15 protein-coding genes and 1 pseudogene are annotated in these 15,113 nt (G+C 69.0%); 10 read left to right on the top strand and 6 right to left on the bottom strand.

Annotated features, from left to right (window positions below; translation table 11 throughout):
• Positions 1–241 (top strand): AMP-binding enzyme (locus EJO66_RS31495; protein WP_420856711.1); only part of this gene is annotated, 241 nt, incomplete at its 5' end.
• A gap of 20 nt (positions 242–261) precedes the next feature.
• Here EJO66_RS31495 and EJO66_RS31490 read toward each other — a convergent pair.
• Together EJO66_RS31490 and EJO66_RS31485 are read right to left on the bottom strand one after the other, a co-directional pair.
• The gene (locus EJO66_RS31490; protein ID WP_124962140.1) at positions 262–1,260 is read right to left on the bottom strand and encodes a Bug family tripartite tricarboxylate transporter substrate binding protein; all 999 of its coding nucleotides are present in this window, start codon (positions 1,258–1,260) and stop codon (positions 262–264) included.
• A 15-nt stretch (positions 1,261–1,275) separates the two neighbouring features.
• Positions 1,276–2,397 carry an aryl-sulfate sulfotransferase gene (locus tag EJO66_RS31485; RefSeq protein ID WP_124962141.1) on the bottom strand — a complete coding sequence of 374 codons (1,122 nt, stop codon included), beginning with the start codon at positions 2,395–2,397 and terminating at the stop codon, positions 1,276–1,278.
• Between the two features lie 107 nt (positions 2,398–2,504).
• Here EJO66_RS31485 and EJO66_RS31480 point away from each other — a divergent pair, with 107 nt between their 5' ends.
• On the top strand, positions 2,505–3,452 hold the full coding sequence (locus tag EJO66_RS31480; RefSeq protein WP_124962142.1) for a LysR family transcriptional regulator: 948 nt from the start codon (positions 2,505–2,507) through the stop codon (positions 3,450–3,452).
• A 78-nt stretch (positions 3,453–3,530) separates the two neighbouring features.
• Here EJO66_RS31480 and EJO66_RS31475 read toward each other — a convergent pair whose 3' ends face one another.
• From EJO66_RS31475 to EJO66_RS31465, 3 genes are all read right to left on the bottom strand, one after another.
• Entirely contained in the window at positions 3,531–3,806 is a 276-nt protein-coding gene (locus tag EJO66_RS31475; protein WP_125967151.1) for a hypothetical protein, read from the bottom strand.
• A gap of 148 nt (positions 3,807–3,954) precedes the next feature.
• The gene (locus EJO66_RS31470; protein ID WP_124962144.1) at positions 3,955–4,926 is read right to left on the bottom strand and encodes a D-2-hydroxyacid dehydrogenase family protein; all 972 of its coding nucleotides are present in this window, start codon (positions 4,924–4,926) and stop codon (positions 3,955–3,957) included.
• 14 nt (positions 4,927–4,940) lie between these two features.
• Positions 4,941–5,933, bottom strand: a complete 993-nt coding sequence (locus EJO66_RS31465) for a Bug family tripartite tricarboxylate transporter substrate binding protein (protein ID WP_125967150.1) — start codon at positions 5,931–5,933, stop codon at positions 4,941–4,943.
• Positions 5,934–6,116: 183 nt separating this feature from the next.
• Here EJO66_RS31465 and EJO66_RS31460 point away from each other — a divergent pair, with 183 nt between their 5' ends.
• From EJO66_RS31460 to EJO66_RS31445, 4 genes are all read left to right on the top strand, one after another.
• On the top strand, positions 6,117–6,881 hold the full coding sequence (locus EJO66_RS31460; protein WP_125967149.1) for an IclR family transcriptional regulator: 765 nt from the start codon (positions 6,117–6,119) through the stop codon (positions 6,879–6,881).
• 90 nt (positions 6,882–6,971) lie between these two features.
• On the top strand, positions 6,972–7,784 hold the full coding sequence (locus tag EJO66_RS31455) for a class I SAM-dependent methyltransferase (RefSeq protein ID WP_125967148.1): 813 nt from the start codon (positions 6,972–6,974) through the stop codon (positions 7,782–7,784).
• 179 nt (positions 7,785–7,963) lie between these two features.
• A complete protein-coding gene (locus EJO66_RS31450) occupies positions 7,964–8,986 on the top strand; it encodes an alpha/beta fold hydrolase (protein WP_125967147.1) in 1,023 nt (340 codons plus the stop codon).
• A gap of 49 nt (positions 8,987–9,035) precedes the next feature.
• Positions 9,036–9,989, top strand: coding sequence for a quinone oxidoreductase family protein (locus tag EJO66_RS31445; RefSeq protein ID WP_240648930.1), 954 nt, complete (start codon positions 9,036–9,038; stop codon positions 9,987–9,989).
• Positions 9,990–10,000: 11 nt separating this feature from the next.
• On the opposite strand, the gene EJO66_RS31440 is transcribed toward EJO66_RS31445, so the two are convergent.
• Positions 10,001–10,999, bottom strand: a complete 999-nt coding sequence (locus EJO66_RS31440) for an AraC family transcriptional regulator (protein ID WP_125967145.1) — start codon at positions 10,997–10,999, stop codon at positions 10,001–10,003.
• Between the two features lie 182 nt (positions 11,000–11,181).
• On the opposite strand from EJO66_RS31440, the gene EJO66_RS31435 reads away from it, so the two are divergent.
• From EJO66_RS31435 to EJO66_RS33165, 4 genes and pseudogenes are all read left to right on the top strand, one after another.
• Positions 11,182–11,973 (top strand): SDR family oxidoreductase, encoded by a 792-nt coding sequence (locus EJO66_RS31435; protein ID WP_125967144.1) that lies wholly within the window; start codon positions 11,182–11,184, stop codon positions 11,971–11,973.
• A gap of 32 nt (positions 11,974–12,005) precedes the next feature.
• On the top strand, positions 12,006–13,244 hold the full coding sequence (locus EJO66_RS31430) for a styrene monooxygenase/indole monooxygenase family protein (RefSeq protein WP_125967143.1): 1,239 nt from the start codon (positions 12,006–12,008) through the stop codon (positions 13,242–13,244).
• A gap of 14 nt (positions 13,245–13,258) precedes the next feature.
• Positions 13,259–14,008, top strand: a pseudogene (locus EJO66_RS33430) (styrene monooxygenase/indole monooxygenase family protein); the annotation flags it as partial.
• Between the two features lie 459 nt (positions 14,009–14,467).
• Positions 14,468–14,992, top strand: a complete 525-nt coding sequence (locus tag EJO66_RS33165; RefSeq protein ID WP_223262507.1) for a flavin reductase family protein — start codon at positions 14,468–14,470, stop codon at positions 14,990–14,992.
• Positions 14,993–15,113 lie beyond the last annotated feature (121 nt).

Here is a 15,113-nt window from a genome sequence, read left to right as displayed (position 1 = left end):
TCGCCCCAGCGGCGAGGAGGCCAAGCAGATCGCCAACGAGCTGCGCGCCTGGGTGGCCAAGGAGATCGGCCCGATCGCCAAGCCCAAGGACATCCGCTTCGGCGAGAACCTGCCCAAGACGCGCAGCGGCAAGATCATGCGGCGCCTGTTGCGCAGCATCGCCAAGGGCGAGGCCATCACGCAGGACATCTCGACGCTGGAAAATCCGGCAATTCTGGAGCAGCTGGCGCAGAAGAACTGAGCCGCGCTTGGCGCTTCACATCAGTCGACCTTGATCGCCGCCGCCGCGATGGTGCGGGCCATCTCGCTGCGCTCGCTCGCGAGATGGGCTGCGAACTGCGCGGACGTCATCTGCATCGGCTTGAATCCGGCATCGGCGAGCTTGCGCACGGTCTCGGGCTCGGACAGCACGGCGCTCATCTCGCGGGCCAGCCTTTCGACGATGGCCGGGTCCGTCCTTGCGGGCACGAGCAGGCCGTGCCAGGCCTCCACGTCCAGGCGCCTGAGCTCCGGCGTCTCGGACAGGCTGGGCACCTCGGGCAGGCCGGGCCAGCGGGTCCGCGATGTCACGCCGAAAGCCTTCACCTTGCCGTCGCGGACGAAGCCCTGTACCAGCGACACCGGAAGGACCGCGAGGTCGATCTGCCCGCCGGCCAGTTCGGTCAGCACCTGCGGGCCGGATTTGTAGGGCACGTGCACCATCTCCAGGCCGGCTTCCTGCTTGATCATTTCGGCCGTCACGTGCAGCCCCGTGCCCACGCCATCCGTTCCGAAGTTCAGCTTGCCGGGCTGGCTGCGGACCAGCCGAAGCAGTTCGTTCGTGGTGGCGGCCGCCAGGGTCGGCCTGCCCACCAGAACGAACGCCGAGGCCGCGACCGGCACCACCGGCACGAGTTCCTTCAGCGCGTCGTAGCGGTACGTGTTGGGCGACACGAGCGGCGCGACGTTGATCGGGCTCGCCACGGCGAACAGCAGGGTATGGCCATCCGGACGTGCGCGAATCACGCGCTGGGTGGCGATGGTGCCCGAGGCGCCGACCGTGTTCTCCACCACGACCGGCTGCTTCAGCCTTTCCGCGAGGCGGGGCATCAGCAGCCGGGCCGCCACATCGACGCTGCCGCCGGCGGAAAACGGAACCACCGCGACGATGGGATCGGAGGCGCCGGGGCCTGGCTGTGCGCCTGCCGCGAGGGCAAATGCGAACAGGCCTGGGCCCAGGGCGGAGCGCAGCGGCGACAACAGGGCGGCGAAGGCAAGCATGGCGTCACCTCGGTTTCAGCGCTGCAGCCAGGGCAGCTGGCTGGCCTGGTAGCGGTGGGTCTGGAACACGCTGTTGAGGCGTCCCGGCCCGGTCTTTCGGGCGGCCTCGTCCGGGTACTCGGCGAACCACGGCAGGATGTACTCCCACACCACCTCGCCGGCGGGCGTCACCTCGAACAGGCGCCCCGTTGCGGACTCGGTGATGTGCGTGTTCCCGTTGGGCAGGCGCTGCGCGTTGCCCATGAACGCCGTGAAGAAGGCATTGACCATCTCGTCTGCATAGGACCAGACCACCGCCTGCGTCGCCGGGTCGATCTCGACCACGCGCGAGAACGGCACATGCGCCCCGCTGCGGAAATTGCCGTTGTCGAACGCGAGGATGTTGCCGTTCGGCAGCGCCACCGGCGCATGCTGGTGCGAGACCACGCTGGGAGGAATGTGCAGCTTCACCTCGCCGCTGGCCTTGTCGACGGCGACGATGCCGGCGGTGGTGCGCAAGCTCATGAGCACGTGGCCTTCGCCATCCACGTCCAGGCCGTTGACCAGGGGCCAGTGGTATCGGCCGAAGCCGGGGTGGATCGGATGCTTCGACGGGTCCAGGTGTTCCCAGGCCTTCCATTCCCAGACCTGCTCTCCGGCGCGGTTCACTTCGCGGATCACGTCACCCCACATCGGCTCGTCCGGGTGGTGCGCCGTGCCGCCTTTCACCCTGTCGGCGAAGCCCGCCGGCACCAACTCGCAGGCGGCATAAAGCAGGTTGCCGTTGTCGAGCCAGCGGGCGTCGTGATGGTGCCCGGGGTCCTCGAAATGCCAGACCACCTCGCCCTGCGGCGTCACCTCGGAGAAGTCGCCGCCGTGCCACATCGACCAGGGCGCGTAGCGCTCCGGCGAATCCGGGTGGCTGCCGTTGTAGCCCATGTTGCCGTTGGGCAGGATCACCGCGTGGCGCCCGGCGCGTAGCGGCATCTTCCACTGGTGGACCACGGTTCCCTGCATGTCGATCAGGTAGACGTTGCCGTCGGCCGTCTGCGGCGCGATGAGCGTGTATCCGCCGGCCGAGAGCGCGGGATCGTGGGCGATCAGGCCGACGCCGCGGCGGCGCTGCGTGATCTGGTCGACGCTGGTGCTGGAGGTCATTGCGGTCCTTCGTGTGTGGGTACGGGATGCAATCTAGGCGCGAAGTGGCGTCAGGAAAAGCTGTTTGTTTCGAACGCCCCGTCAACCAAAACCGTACACTTCGCTCGATGCTTGTCGTCTCGCAATCCTTCCGCTGCTTCGACGAGGTCGCTCGCCGGGGCTCCATCCGCAAGGCGGCCGAGTCGCTGCACCTCACCGCGGCCGCGGTGCACCAGCAGGTGCTCAATCTGGAGGCCCAGGTCGGCACACCGCTGTTCGACCGGCTGCCCCGCGGCATGCAGCTGACCACCGCCGGCGAAATCATGCTGGCCGCCATCCGCCGCGGGCAGCGGGACATCGACCACGCGGTGACCCAAGTGGAAGATTTGCGGGCGCTGCGCCGGGGCCACATCAACCTGGCCGTGTCGCACTCCTCCGCCGAGCAACTGGTGCCCGACGCCATCCGCGCGGTGACGGCCCGCCACCCCGGCGTGACCTACACGGTGCGCACCGGCAGCGGCGAGCGGATCCTGAGCTGGGTCGCCAACGGCGAGGCGGACATCGGCTATTGCCTCCGCCGCAAGCCGCCGCCGGGCGTGGAGGAGGTGCGGGCCTTCGCGCAGCAGCTTGGCGTCGTGGCGGCGCCGGGGCATCCGCTCGCCGCGTTCGCGCGCGCCAGGCGCCTGCGCGACTGCCTGGACGCACCGCTCATCCTCATGACAATGGACACGGAACTGCGGGCAATGGTGGAACAGATCGGCCAGCGCGAGCACCGGCCTTCGCGGCCGCTGATCGAGACCAGCTCGGTGGCGATGGCACGACGGCTCGTGGCGGACGGCCTTGGCGTGAGCTTCCTGATCCCCGAGAACGTGGCGCAGGACGTTGCGGCAGGCCGCCTGGCCTGGAACGCGCTGGCCGACGAGGGCGCCCGCTCGCACAGCTGCCTCTACCAGCGCACCGGTCAGGCCACCGCGGCGGCGATGGGCATGTTCCTGCAGTATTTCGAAGCCGAGCTTTCCGCGATCTCCGGGCAATTCAGTCCGCCAAGGCGCCGCGTTCGCGCCCGTCGAGTCTAGGGCTGCATGAGCGGAGCACGGCCAATCGTGCTTACCCGCAGCGAACCTGCACCTGATCGCAGGTTCATGGGGTGTCGGTCACAGCAATCGCAATCCCCTGGGAAATCGAATGAAGGTCTGCGCCGGTTCGGGCACCTTGCCCGCCCTGGCGACCTCGGCGAAGCCCTCTTCCGTGATGCGGGTCACCGTGGCCACCTGCCATACGGCTTGCCGCGCCCGCGACCTGATGGTTGCGAACTCGGCCTCGATCAGGCCGGTGGCCAGAAGCATCGAGACCTGCCGGACTTCCTCCGGCTCGGTCACGCGGACAGGCAGCTGCACCCGGTACAGCCTCAACAGCAGAAAGAGCGGCATTTGGTTCTCCGACGGCCGGTTCGAGGGGGATGCCTCGAATGCCGTCCATTTGGAATAGTTGAATGTGAATTTGTCACATTCGATGCCGCCACGGGAGTCAGAATAAGTCGATCGGCCGTGTCCGCCACCACCGCTTCGCAGGCAAGTCCTAGGCCAGGCGCAGGACCGAGGGGTTGAGCGCGTCCTTCAAGCGCCCTGCGGCAAACGCGTTGACGTGGTCGAAGGCGATGCCGAAGTAGCGCTCGTAGTTGTCGCGCTCGACATAGCCGATGTGCGGCGTGCACAGCGCGTTGGGCAGATGCAGGAGCGGATTTTCGCCGGCGCGTACGGGCTCTTCCTCGAACACGTCCACGGCCGCGAAGCCCGGCCGGCCCGCCACCAGCGCGCGTTCCAGCGCACCGGGCGCGACCAGCTCGGCGCGGCTGGTGTTCACGAGCAGGGCGCTGGCCCTCATGCGGGCCAGGTCTTCGTCCGAGACCATGCCCCGGGTGTGCTCGTTGAGCCTCACATGCAGGCTGATCACGTCGCTCTGCGCGAAGAAGGCCTCGCGCGAGGGTGCCACTTCGAAGCCGTCCGCGCGTGCTGCCGAGGTCGAGCCCTCGCGCCCCCACACCCAGACCTTCATGCCGAACGTGCGCCCGTAGGCGGCCACCTGGCGGCCGATGCGGCCATAGCTCCACACGCCCAGACGCTGGCCGCCCAGCTGCTGGCCCAGGTGGCCCTGCCACCGGCCCTGGCGCAGCCGCGTGGCTTCCTCGACCAGATGCCGGCGGCTTGCCAGCGTCAGCGCCCAGGTCAGTTCCGCGGTGGCCGAACCGGCGCCGCTGCCTTCGGCCACCGCCACGCCGCGCGCCGTGCAGGCCGCGAGATCGACATGGCCCGCCAGCTTGCCGGTCTGGCTGATGAGACGCAACCGGGGCAGCCGCTCGAGCAGCGCCGCATCGATGCGCGTGCGCTCGCGGGTGAGCACGATCGCCTCGGCGTCCGCGAAACGCGCCGCGAGTTCATCGGTGCTCTTGACCGTGTCGTTGAAGATGCGGACATCGTGTCCATCGAGCTTGCCGAAGCAGTCGAGCGTGCGGACGCAGTCCTGGTAGTCGTCGGGGATGACGATGCGCATGGGGCGGCGCTCCTTCATTGCAAGGTGATGTTCAGCTGCTCGACCGTGCGCTTCCACAGCGCGAGGTCGTCGCGTATCAGTGCCGTGAAGTCGGCCGGCGGCATGCCGCCGGGCTCGATGCCCTGGGCCTGGAAGATCTCGCGCACTTCCTGCGTATCGAGCGAGCGCTTGACTTCGGCGTACAGCCGCTGCACGACCGGCGCGGGCGTGCCGGCCTTCAGCAGCAGCCCGTACCAGCCATGCACGTCGAAGCCGGGATAGCCCTGCTCGGCGACGGTCGGCACATCGGGCAGGCCGGTGAAGCGCGACTTGGGCGCGACTGCGAGCGCGCGCAGCTTGCCCGCCTTGATCTGCGCGAGTGCCGAACTCATGTCGAGAAACATGAACTGGATCTGGCCGCCCAGCAGGTCCTGCACCGCCGGGCCGGCGCCCCGGTAGGGCACATGGACCGCGCGGATGCCGGCGCGTTGCACGAACAATGCCGCGCCCAGGTGCGCAGAGGTGCCGTTGCCCGAGGAGCCGTAGGAGAGGCTGTCGGGCTTGCCCTTGGCCATCGCGACCAGTTCCTGCAGATTCCTGGCAGGGAAGTCCGGCTTCACCACCACCGCATGCGGAATGAAGCCCACCACCGTGAGCGGCGCAAAGTCGCGCAGCGTGTCGAACGGATAGTTCGGCATCAGCGCCGGATTGGTGACCGCGAGGATCGAGGGAAAGACCATCGCGTAGCCGTCGGCCGGACCGCGCGCGATCTCGCTCATGCCGATCACGCCGCCGCCGCCGGGCTTGTTGTCGACGATCACCGGCTGGCCGAGGCTGGGGGCCATGTTCTTGGCGATGGCGCGCGCCATCAGGTCGGTCGGGCCGCCGGCTGCAAAGGGCACGACGATGCGGATCGGCTTCGACGGAAAGGCGGACTGTGCGTTCGCGAGCGGACTCAAGGCCGCCAGCGCGATGCCGGCGCCCGCAGCGGCGTTGAAGCCGCGGCGCGAAATGCGATTCGGGTTCATGGTGTCTCCATTTCTTGTCATGCACCGGATCAAGGGGCGAGCACGGCCGCGCCGGCGGCGTCGCGCACGGATGTCTCTCGTTCCCGCTTGTCGGTGTGTCCCGAGCTTAGGACGCATACTCCGCCAGCGCACCTGCCTTCTTCCACTGCGTGGAATTGGAGGGCTGCCGCGAGGAGACATCGAATGCCCACCCCATCCAACCGCTCGCTCGAACGTGGAATCGAGATCCTGCGTGCCTTCCGGCCCGGCTCCACGCTGCTGGGCAACGGCGAGCTCGCGGAGCGCACCGGCCTGGCACCAGCCACCGTGAGCCGCCTGACGCAGACGCTGGTCGGCGCGGGACTGCTCGAGCACGACCGGCCCGCGCGCGCCTACCGGCTCGCGGCGCCGGTGCTGAGCTTCGCGCACGCCATGCGCACCGGCTCCACCGTGCTGCAGGTGGCCGCCCCGCGGATGCGGGCGCTGGCCGAGAAGCTGCGCATCAACGTCGGGCTCGCGGTCGCCGATCGTTCCGAGATGCTGTACCTCGAATCGATCCGCTACAACAAGAAGGCGTCGCTGCGCAGCGTGGTGAGCGGACAGCGCGTGCCGATCGAGCTCACCTCGCTCGGCCGTGCGTGGCTGGCAACGGCGCCGCCGGCGCGGCGCGCAGAGCTCACGAAGGAGTTCGAGGCGCGCCGCAGCAATTGGCCGCGGCTTCGCAGGGAAATCGACAAGGCCATCGAGAGCGTGCGCCGCCGCGGCTGGTGCGCGGCCTCGTGGCAGCCCGAGATCGTTGCGCTGGCCATGCCGCTGGCGCTTCCTAACGAGCGCGTGCACGTGCTCAATGCGAGCCTGTCCACCAGCGAGCCGGCGAACGAGGTGGCGCTCGAACTGGGCGCGCCGCTGCTGGCGCTCGGAGAGCAGATCACCCGCGAATTCATCGCGCGTGGCGGCAGCCTGGCGTAGGCCGTTCGTCAGAAGCCTGTAGGACGTTGACGAGGCTGGCGTGCAGGTCCACCATGGCCAGGCCGCCGTTCGGAACGTCAAGGAGATCTCATGGCTGAGAGCGACAAGGTGTTCGCGGGCTCGATTCCGAAGTTCTACGACACGCTGATGGTCCCGCTGATCTTCGAGGTCTATGCCGCCGACATGGCGGAGCGCGTCGCCGCCTCCTCGCCCGGCGCGGTGCTCGAAACGGCGGCCGGCAGCGGCGTGGTCACGCGGGCGCTGGCGCCGAGGCTCGATGCCGGCGCCCGCTACGTGGTGACCGATCTCAACCAGCCCATGCTCGACTACGCCGCCAGCCGGCAGGGCCCCGACAGCCGCATCGAGTGGCGGCAGGCGGACGCGCTTCACCTGCCGTTCGACGCTGCCTCGTTCGACGTCGTTTGCTGCCAGTTCGGCGCGATGTTCTTTCCCGACCGGATTGCCGGCTACGCCGAGGCGCGCCGCGTGCTGAGGCCGGGCGGGCGATTCGTCTTCAATGTCTGGGACCGCATCGAGGAGAACGCCTTTGCCGACGAGGTCACCCACGCCGTCGCCGCGGTGTTTCCGCACGACCCTCCGCGGTTCCTCGCCCGCACGCCGCACGGCTATCACGATGTGGCGCTGATCCGCGAGGATCTGAGCCGCGCAGGATTCACCGGCATCGCGATCCAGACGCGCGAGGAGGTGAGCCGCTCGCCCTCGGCGCGCGAGGTTGCCACGGCCTATTGCCAGGGAACGCCGCTGCGCAGCGAGATCGAGGCGCGCGACGCCAGCCTGCTTCAACTCGCAACGGACCGCGCGGCGCAGGCGATCGCCAGCCGCCATGGCGAAGGCCCGGTGGCCGGCAAGATCCAGGCGCATGTGATCGTGGCGGCGGGATAGCGCAGGCCCGGTGCAAGCCGAATTCCATCGGCCCGCGGACCCGCCGATCTGGCGGGCGCCTGCAATTGAAATTTAGTGTTGGCGCAGCCGGCCCAGATACACAGGGATACGCAAGCCGGCCGCCGGGCCGCCTGTGCGCCGAACAATGGCTCCATCACTTCGCAACCATGGAGCCTCCGATGACCGCTTTTCCCCTGCTGCCCCGCCGTTCCTTCCTTGCCAAGGCGGCGCTCGGCATGGCCGCCGCCCAGCTGGCCCCGATCGTTCCCGCCTTCGCCCAGTCTGCGGGCACGCCGAGCCTGCGGCGCCTCGAACCGCTCAAGAACATCGACGCGGGATCGCTCAACATCGGCTACTACGAAGCCGGCCCCGCCGACGGCGCCCCCGTGATTCTTCTTCACGGCTGGCCCTACGACATCCACATGTTCGTCGACGTCGCCCCGCAGCTTGCGGCCGCGGGCTTCCGCGTGATCGTGCCCTATCTGCGCGGCTACGGCACCACCCGCTTCCTGTCGGCCCACACGCCGCGCAACGGGCAGCAGTCGGTGGTCGCCGTGGACATCATCGCGCTGATGGACGCGCTGAAGATCAAGACCGCCACTGTGGCCGGCTGCGACTGGGGCGCGCGCACGGCCTGCATCATGGCCGCGCTGTGGCCCGAGCGCGTGAAGGCGCTGGTGTCGGTCAGCGGCTACCTGATCGGCAGCCAGCAGGCCGGCAAGAACCCGCTGCCGCCCGCGGCCGAGCTGCAGTGGTGGTACCAGTACTACTTCGCGACCGAGCGCGGCCGCGCGGGCTACGAGAAGAACCGGCACGACTTCGCCAGGCTCATCTGGCAGCTCGCGTCGCCGAAGTGGAACTTCGATGCGGCCACCTTCGAGCGCAGCGCCGTGGCCTTCGAGAACCCGGACCATGTGGCGATCACGGTGCACAACTACCGCTGGCGCCTGGGCCTGGCCGACGGCGAGGCCAAGTACCAGGCACTCGAGGACCGGCTGGCCAAGGCGCCGGCGATCGGCGTGCCGACCATCACGCTCGAAGGCGACGCCAACGGCGCACCGCATCCGGAGCCCAGCACCTACGCGAAGAAGTTCTCCGGAACCTACGAGCACCGGCTGGTCAGCGGCGGCATCGGCCACAACCTGCCGCAGGAAGCGCCGGAGGCCTTCGCGAAAGCGGTGGTCGACGTGGCGCGCGGGTGAGCAGAAATCACGCCAAGGCAAAAAAGGAACGCAAGTGAAGGCAGTTGTGATGAACCAGACCGGCAACGTCGACGTGCTGGCGCATGTGACACAGCCGGACCCCGTGCCCGGTCGCGGGATGGTGCTGGTGCAGGTCGCCGTCGCCGGCGTCAATTTCATGGACATCGGCGTGCGCCAGGGCATGGCGTGGAACGAGACGCCCAACCCGAAGATCCTGGGAGTCGAGGGCGCGGGCCGCGTGCTGGCTGTGGGCGAGGGGGTCGAGGGCTTCGCCATCGGGCAGCGCGTGGCGTGGGCCTATGCGCCCGGCAGCTATGCGCAGAAGGCCGCCATTGCGGCCGCGTCGCTGGTGCCCATTCCCGATGGCATCGACGACAAGACCGCGGCGGCGGTGATGATGCAAGGCCTGACCGCGAGCCATTTCGCCACCGACTTCTATCCGGTGCGGCCTGGCGATATCGCCTTCGTCCACGCGGCGGCCGGCGGCCTCGGGCTGCTGCTGACCCAGATCATCAAGCTGCGCGGCGGGCGGGTGATCGGCCGCGTGTCGTCGACGGACAAGGCGGCGGTGGCCACGGCGGCCGGTGCCGATCACGTGATCGTCGACAGCGAAGGCCGGTTCGCCGAGCAGGCGCGGCAGCTGTCCGGCGGCGAGGGCGTGCACGTGGTGTTCGACGGCTCGGGCCCCACCACCTTCCAGGGGTCGCTGGACGTGCTGCGCCGTTCGGGGACCTTCTGCTGGTACGGCCCGGTACTGGGCGGGCCGGGTGCCATCGACATCATGAGCCTGCCCAGGAGCATCAAGCTGGGCTACGCGGTGTTCTCCGATCACATCCCCACGCCGGAGCTGTTGCGCGCGCACTCGGCGCGGCTGTTCGGCTGGATCGCCGAAGGCAAGCTCAAGGTCCATGTCGGCGGCGTGTATCCGCTGGCCGACGCCGCCCGGGCCCATGCCGACATGGCCGGCCGCGCGACCACGGGCAAGCTGCTGCTGGTGCCCTGAGGCCGAAGAAGTCAGCAGGCGCGCAGTGCCCGGGTTTCCGACGGCCGCTCGCCGAAGCGGGCGCGGTACTGCGCCGCAAAGTGGCCCATGTGAAGAAAGCCGTACTTCCCCGCGACCTCGCGCACGCCGGCATGGCCCGGCATGCGCAGCTCGGCGCGCACCTTGTCGAGGCGCTGCTCGCGCAGGAATTCCATCGGGCCCAGGCCCGCATGCTGGCGGAACGCGAGTTGCAGCGCACGCGCGCTGCAACCGACTTCGCGGCAAACGTCGGCCAGCGACAGGGGCTGATCGGCATGCGCCGCCATGTAGTCCTGCGCCCTGCGGACCACGCGCGGCAGCAGGCTGCGCCGGGCGTCGCCGGCCAGGGCGCGCGAATGGTTGTGCGCGGCGGACATCAGCAGGCTGGCCATCAGGTATTCCTCGGCATGCTCGGCCAGGCGGCCGCCGGCTTGCAGCGCGGTGCCGCTGTCGAGCGTGAGCCGCAGGTAGTCGATGAAGTGCACCACCGGCGCCAGCGCCGGGTTGTCGAGCGGCACGCCGAGGTCGAACACCAGATGCTGCCTGACGGGCGCCTGGAGCAGCGATTCAAGCCGCGAGAGCAGCGCGGAGCGGGCCAGCCGAACGATCAGGTGCGGGCTGTCGTCGGCCCAACGCATCGACAGCGGCTCGGTCGGCGAAGGCAGCGAGGCCAGGCGCGGATTCGCATCCACATGCTGCGCGCCGCAGCGGATCTCGGCGCCGCCGCGCAGCGGAATCTGCAGCAGGAAGAAATCCTGCAGGTAGCCCGGGTCGATCTGCACGCCCGGGCCGTACTGCACGTAGTTGAGGCTCACGTCCCGATGCAGCCGCGCGCTGTGGTGGCAGGCGTCGAGCTCGGTGCGGGGCCGCAGCATGACCAGGCCGTGCGGGCAGAACACGCGGGCCACGCTTTCACGGGCCTCGTCCATGTCGTGGCTCTCGAAAAGCCGGTAGCGCTGCAGCGGCAGCGGTGGGGTCGTGGCGGTTTCCATGGGGCGAGGCCACCCTAGCAAAAACCATCCCCGGCCACAATTCGGACCAGCCCTCGATAAAAGCTGCGCGCCAGGGACAGGCGCTGCGTTTGCGGGACTCGCCGAAGGCCCGCTGCCTCGTAACGTTCGCTCCCACACAGGCCATCCCGGCCTGCCCTACCGAACCGAGGAGAGCAAGCGCCATGTTCAAGGGACTCGAGGGCAAGAGCGCCATCGTCACCGGTGGCTCCACACTGATAGGCGCCGGCGTGGTGCGCGCGCTGCACGCGGCGGGTGCGAAGGTCGTCGTTGCCGACATCGATGCCGCCAACGGCCAGGCGCTGGCGGATTCGCTCGGCGCCGGCGTGCGCTTCGTGCGCACCGACATCACCGACGACGCGCAGGTGCAGGCTTGCGTGGCCGAGGCCGCCGTGCGGCACGGCGGCGTGCACTTTCTCGTCAACCTGGCGTGCTCCTACCTGGACGACGGCTTCAAGTCGCCGCGCGCCGACTGGCTCGCTTCGTTCAACGTGAACGTGGCCAGTGCGGTGGCGATGCTGCAGGCCGTGCATCCGCACATGGTCGCGGCCGGCGGCGGGGCGGTGGTCAATTTCACGAGCATCTCGTCGCGCGTGGCGCAGACGGGGCGCTGGCTCTATCCGGTGAGCAAGGCCGCCATGGCGCAGCTCACCCGCAACATGGCGATGGACCTGGCGCCGGACCGCATCCGCGTGAACAGCGTGTCGCCGGGCTGGACCTGGTCGGCCGTGATGAACCGGCTCACCAACGGCGACCGCGCCAAGACCGACCGCGTGGCCGCGCCTTTCCATCTGCTCGGGCGCGTGGGCGACCCCGACGAGGTGGCGCAGGTGGTGCTGTTCCTGTGTTCGGACCATGCCAGTTTCGTGACCGGCGCCGACTACGCGGTGGACGGCGGCTACTCCGCCATGGGCCCCGAGCAGGCCGTGCCCGCCATTCCCAAGCTGATGGACTGACCCGCTCCACCCGGAGCATCAAGGAGCATGAAATGAAACGAATCGCCATCGTCGGCGCGGGCCAGTCGGGCCTGCAATTGGGGCTCGGGCTGCTCGCCGCAGGCTACGAGGTCACGATGTTCAGCAACCGCACGGGCGAGGACATCCGCCGCGGCAAGGTCATGTCGAGCCAGTGCATGTTCCACACCTCGCTGCAGATCGAGCGCGACCTGGGCCTGGACCTGTGGGCGCACGACTGCCCCACGGTGGACGGCATCGGCCTGGCCGTGCCGCATCCCGAGCAGAAGGGCGCCAAGGCCATCGACTGGGCCGCGCGGCTGAATTCGAGCGCGCAGTCGGTCGACCAGCGCGTGAAGATCCCCGCCTGGATGGATGCGTTCCAGAAGAAGGGCGGTGAACTCGTCTTCAAGGACGCGGGCATCGACGAGCTCGAAGCCTGCACGCAAAGCCACGACCTCACGCTGGTGGCGAGCGGCAAGGGCGAGATCTCGAAGCTCTTCGAGCGCGATGCCCACAAGTCGAGCTTCGACAAGCCGCAGCGCGCGCTGGCGCTGACCTATGTGAAGGGAATGGCGCCGCGCGAGCCGCACTCGGCCGTGTGCTTCAACCTGATTCCCGGCGTGGGCGAATACTTCGTGTTCCCGGCGCTGACCACGACGGGGCCTTGCGAGATCATGGTGTTCGAAGGCGTGCCCGGCGGGCCGATGGACTGCTGGGCGGACGTGAAGACGCCGCAGGAGCACCTCGCGCGCAGCAAGTGGATCCTCGACACCTTCACGCCGTGGGAGGCCCAGCGCTGCGCGGACATCGAACTGACCGACGACAACGGCATTCTCGCGGGCCGCTTCGCGCCGACGGTGCGCAAGCCGGTGGCCACCTTGCCATCCGGGCGCAAGGTGCTGGGCCTGGCCGACGTGGTGGTGCTCAACGATCCGATCACCGGGCAGGGCTCCAACAACGCGGCCAAGTGCGCCGACACCTATCTAAAAAGCATCCTCGCGCGCGGCGACGGCGCGGCCGATGCGGCGTGGATGCAGCAGACCTTCGACCGCTACTGGTTCGGCTACGCGCAATGGGTCACGCAGTGGACCAACATGCTGCTCGCGCCGCCGCCGCCCCATGTGCTCACGCTGCTCGGCAGCGCCGGTGCGATACCGCCGCTGGCCAGCGCCTTTGCCAACGGCTTCGACGATCCGCGCACCTTCTTCCCGTGGTTCGCGGATCCCGCGGAAGCGCAGCGCTACATCGAAACCTGCACGGCTGTCGCATAGCCTGGAGCGAAGGCATGAAGCGACGCGTGGCCATCGTCGGCGCCGGCCAGTCCGGCATGCAGCTCGCGCTCGGCCTGCAGCGCGCGGGGCACGAGGTGACGGTTTTCTCGAACCGCACGGCACGGGAGATCCTCGAGGGGCCGGTGATGTCGAGCCAGTGCATGTTCGAGACCGCGCTGCAGACCGAGCGCGAGCTGGGGCTGGACTGGTGGGCGCACGAATGTCCCGTCGTGGAAGGCATCGGCATGGCGGTGCGCAACCCCGAAGGCGGCAAGGCCATCGAATGGAGCGCGCGGCTCGACGGACCCGCGCAGTCGGTCGACCAGCGGCTCAAGATACCCGCCTGGATGGCCGAGTTCGAGAAGCGCGGCGGCCGGCTGGTGCTGCAGGAGGTGGGGCTCGCCGCGCTGGAGGCCTGCGCTGCAACGCACGATCTCGTGGTCGTCGCCAGCGGCAAGGGCGAGATCTCGCAGCTGTTCGAGCATGACGCAGAGCACTCGCCCTTCGACCAGCCCCAGCGCGCACTGGCGCTCACCTATGTGAGGGGAATGAAGCCCGCATTGCCGTACGCGCGCGTATGCTTCAACCTGATTCCCGGCGTCGGCGAATACTTCGTGTTCCCGGCGCTGACCACGACGGGGCCCTGCGAGATCATGGTGTTCGAGGGCGTGCCCGGCGGGCCGATGGACTGCTGGGCAGACGTGAAGACGCCGCAGGAGCACCTCGCGCGCAGCAAGTGGATCCTCGAGACCTTCCTGCCCTGGGAGGCCGAGCGCTGCACGGACATCGAGCTGACCGACGACAACGGCATCCTCGCGGGCCGCTTCGCGCCGGCGGTGCGCAAGCCGGTGGTCATGTTGCCCTCCGGGCGCAAGGTGCTGGGCCTGGCCGACGCGGTGGTGCTCAACGATCCGATCACCGGGCAGGGCGCGAACAACGCGGCCAAATGCGCCGACATCTACCTGAAGCGGATCCTCGAAAACGGCGATGCGCCGTTCGACGCCGCGTGGATGCAGCAGACCTTCGACCGCTACTGGGAAGGCTATGCCCGCTGGGCCACCGGCTGGACCCACAGCCTGCTCGCCGCGCCGAAGCCGCACGTGCTGAAGCTGCTGCAGAGCGCCACCCACATGCCCGCCGTGGCGAGCACCATCGTCAACGGCTTCGATGACCCGCGTGCCTTCGCGCCCTGGTGGTTCGATGCCGCCGAGGCCGACCGTTTTCTGGAAACCCGGGCGCGCGAGGCCGCTGTCGACCGCTTCGACCGGCGCGACTTCCGCAAGGCGCTCGGGCAGTTCAGCACCGGCGTGACCGTCATCACCACCCGGGCCATCGACGGCCGCCGCGTGGGCATGACCGCCAACTCGTTCTCGTCGGTCTCGCTGGATCCGCCGCTGGTGCTGTGGAGCCTGGCGCGGCAGGCGCCGAGCGTGGGCGACTTCACCGGCGCCAGCCACTTCGCGATCAATGTGCTGGCGGCCCACCAGCATCACCTGTCGCGCCAGTTCTCGACGCCGCAGGCGGACAAGTTCGGCGGGGTGGACTGCTGCGAGGGCACGGCCGGCGTGCCGCTGCTCAATGGCGTCATCGCCCGCTTCGTCTGCCGCAACGTGAAGCAGTACGACGGCGGCGACCACCTGATCTTCATCGGCGAGGTCGAGCGCTACGACCGCTTCGACGGCGAGCCGCTGGTCTTTCATTCGGGCTACTACCAGGTGACGACGCGGCACCCGGAATGCGTGCAGTGAGCGCGCGGCCCGCAGCATCCAACCCTTGAACGGAGAAACTCGCATGCAGGAACAAGAACCCGGCGCCACGCACCGCATCCGCATCCAGGCCAGCGACGGCAGCGGCACCTTCCGCGGCTAT

This window comes from Variovorax beijingensis, from assembly GCF_003951285.1.
In the GTDB taxonomy this organism is placed as follows: domain Bacteria; phylum Pseudomonadota; class Gammaproteobacteria; order Burkholderiales; family Burkholderiaceae_C; genus Variovorax; species Variovorax beijingensis.
The sequence above is the reverse complement of the archived record's forward strand: the minus strand, read 5'-3'. Positions and strand labels throughout refer to the sequence as shown.

Coding starts and splice junctions, on each gene's coding strand:
- EJO66_RS31490 (WP_124962140.1), bottom strand. CDS start 1,260: ATGCTTGCCTTCGCCGCCCTGTTGTCGCCGCTGCGCTCCGCCCTGGGC.
- EJO66_RS31485 (WP_124962141.1), bottom strand. CDS start 2,397: ATGACCTCCAGCACCAGCGTCGACCAGATCACGCAGCGCCGCCGCGGC.
- EJO66_RS31475 (WP_125967151.1), bottom strand. CDS start 3,806: ATGCCGCTCTTTCTGCTGTTGAGGCTGTACCGGGTGCAGCTGCCTGTC.
- EJO66_RS31430 (WP_125967143.1), top strand. CDS start 12,006: ATGAAACGAATCGCCATCGTCGGCGCGGGCCAGTCGGGCCTGCAATTG.
- EJO66_RS31445 (WP_240648930.1), top strand. CDS start 9,036: ATGAACCAGACCGGCAACGTCGACGTGCTGGCGCATGTGACACAGCCG.
- EJO66_RS31455 (WP_125967148.1), top strand. CDS start 6,972: ATGGCTGAGAGCGACAAGGTGTTCGCGGGCTCGATTCCGAAGTTCTAC.
- EJO66_RS31450 (WP_125967147.1), top strand. CDS start 7,964: ATGACCGCTTTTCCCCTGCTGCCCCGCCGTTCCTTCCTTGCCAAGGCG.
- EJO66_RS31440 (WP_125967145.1), bottom strand. CDS start 10,999: ATGGAAACCGCCACGACCCCACCGCTGCCGCTGCAGCGCTACCGGCTT.
- EJO66_RS31460 (WP_125967149.1), top strand. CDS start 6,117: ATGCCCACCCCATCCAACCGCTCGCTCGAACGTGGAATCGAGATCCTG.
- EJO66_RS31470 (WP_124962144.1), bottom strand. CDS start 4,926: ATGCGCATCGTCATCCCCGACGACTACCAGGACTGCGTCCGCACGCTC.
- EJO66_RS31480 (WP_124962142.1), top strand. CDS start 2,505: ATGCTTGTCGTCTCGCAATCCTTCCGCTGCTTCGACGAGGTCGCTCGC.
- EJO66_RS31435 (WP_125967144.1), top strand. CDS start 11,182: ATGTTCAAGGGACTCGAGGGCAAGAGCGCCATCGTCACCGGTGGCTCC.
- EJO66_RS31465 (WP_125967150.1), bottom strand. CDS start 5,933: ATGAACCCGAATCGCATTTCGCGCCGCGGCTTCAACGCCGCTGCGGGC.